The organism is Bifidobacterium tissieri (assembly GCF_002259645.1).
Taxonomy (GTDB): Bacteria; Actinomycetota; Actinomycetes; order Actinomycetales; family Bifidobacteriaceae; genus Galliscardovia; species Galliscardovia tissieri.
This window is the reverse complement of the sequence record NZ_MWWV01000034.1, coordinates 1-1,847: the sequence shown is the minus strand read 5'-3', so window position 1 is coordinate 1,847 and position 1,847 is coordinate 1. Positions and strand designations below refer to the sequence as shown.

At 63.3% G+C, this 1,847-nt stretch carries 1 protein-coding gene and 2 tRNA genes; 2 read left to right on the top strand and 1 reads right to left on the bottom strand.

Annotation, left to right across the window (positions count from 1 at the left end):
• Window positions 1–60 precede the first annotated feature (60 nt).
• Both BTIS_RS11570 and BTIS_RS11565 read left to right on the top strand, forming a co-directional pair.
• Window positions 61–134 (top strand) — tRNA-Asp (locus BTIS_RS11570).
• Between the two features lie 43 nt (window positions 135–177).
• Window positions 178–253 (top strand) — tRNA-Phe (locus BTIS_RS11565).
• Window positions 254–315: 62 nt separating this feature from the next.
• Here BTIS_RS11565 and BTIS_RS11560 read toward each other — a convergent pair.
• A complete protein-coding gene (locus BTIS_RS11560; protein ID WP_094665601.1) occupies window positions 316–1,452 on the bottom strand; it encodes an IS1249 family transposase in 1,137 nt (378 codons plus the stop codon).
• Window positions 1,453–1,847: the final 395 nt, after the last annotated feature.

Below are 1,847 nucleotides of genomic sequence, written 5' to 3'. Positions count from 1 at the left end.
TCTCTCCGGGGGTACGAAATCAACCGCAAGGTTGGATTTCATGAGTAGTTCACTACTTGTGGCTCCGTAGCTCAGTTGGTTAGAGCGCCGCCCTGTCACGGCGGAGGTCGCCGGTTCAAGTCCGGTCGGAGTCGCGAATGGAGAAGCCCGGTTTCGGCCGGGTTTTTCACTATTCATGGCTCTGTAGCTCAGTTGGTAGAGCGAACGACTGAAAATCGTTAGGTCAGCGGATCGATGCCGCTCGGAGCCACCACTCAGATCCCCGCCCGGTACACCCGGTCGGGGGCTTATAGGCCAAAATGTGTGTCTGGTGGTCTAGTCGTTGGATGGCCAGTCGACCCGGGTGTGGAAGTCGTTCCAGTCGATGCCGGTGCCGTGGCGCATGGGGATGCCGAACGTCTCGTATCGGCCCTGCGGGCTGTTCTCCCATGCCTTCCGGTAGAGGCTCTCCAGCCGTTCGTCCGTGACCGCGTTCGCTGCCAGCCATGCGTCCGTCTCGGGGTGTTCGGTGTGCTGGTGGCACCACCAGCAGATCGCCTTCAGTTGCCGGATCAGGCGCAGTCCGCGGTGATGGCGCAGCATGTCCCGGATCCGTCCGTTCCATGATTCGATGAGGTTGTTCGTGGATGGTATCGTTCCGTTCTCCGTCAGGTCCTCGTCGAGGAACGTGAACAGGCGCCCCTCGCGGATGCGTCCGCGGATCATGCGCCTGGCCCTGACGAGTCTTTGGTGCATGTCGTTCACGCTGCCGTCGGCGTATTCGCTTTTCTCGTCGAGGAAGCCCGCGAAGTCCTGCTCCCACTGGTTATAGGAGGCCAGCCAATCGGCCGCGGCCGCGCCGTCCCTGACGCGCGGCAGGGCGAGGGCGATGCGTCTGAGCCGTCTGCCCGCCTCCAGCCGGGGCCTCATGCCGGTGAGCCCGAATATGTTGGCCTGCACGTGGAACAGGCAGCGTTGGATGCGGGTGTCGGGCCACACGGTCTTCGCGGCCTTCATGATGCCGCCCCCGCCGTCGCACACGAGCACGTCCGGTGGCGCGATGCGCGCCATCAGGCTCTGCCACGCCGCCGACCGCTCGCTTTTGGCGATGTGCCAGCCGATCACGTGCCCGTCGGCGATGGCGATCAGTACCACGGCGTCGCGGTGCAGGTGGATGCCGTCCACATGCACCACGTGACGCACCTCGTCCACCAGGGGCACCGGCGGCCACAGGCCCCACATCAGCTCGCACCGGCGGCGCAACGTGCGGGAGGGCAGGTCGTGCTCGGCCTGCGACCGTTTGGAGAACAGCCAGTCCAGTCCGCACCGCAGGTCACGGGCCCTGTTGTCGCGCGACTGGGTGCGCGAGCTCCCGCAGCCGGCGTCCCGGCACCGCCACCTGACCCGCCCCGAGCTTGTTCTTCCGTTCCGTTTCATCGGCTCGCCGCACACGGCGCAACTGGGTGTGTTCATCCACCCAATCTGCCACGCCAACTCGAAAGCCGCTCAACCGTTGTCCCGAAAGGCCTCACAGCCTGTTCCGGACACACATTCTGGCCGACTTCGAGTTCCCCGCCCATACAACTCGAACAGGGGAAACGCCTACTGCCATAAAGGAAAGCAAGCCGAAACAGACACACATTTTGGCCTATAACCCGGACTCTTACTCTGGGTATTACCGAACGTCTGGGTGTAACCGGGTAGGTTAGCGGTGAAAAAGAGGGTGTTCGTGACATGGTTATACCCAGAGTCGGTGCTCATGACCCGGTTTGACCCAGACCTCTGTCCGGTTTGGCCCAGACCCATGTCCGGTNTGACNCAGCCTCGGTCGGGTGTAACCTACGTCCCTGTCTGGTTTGACTCCGAAC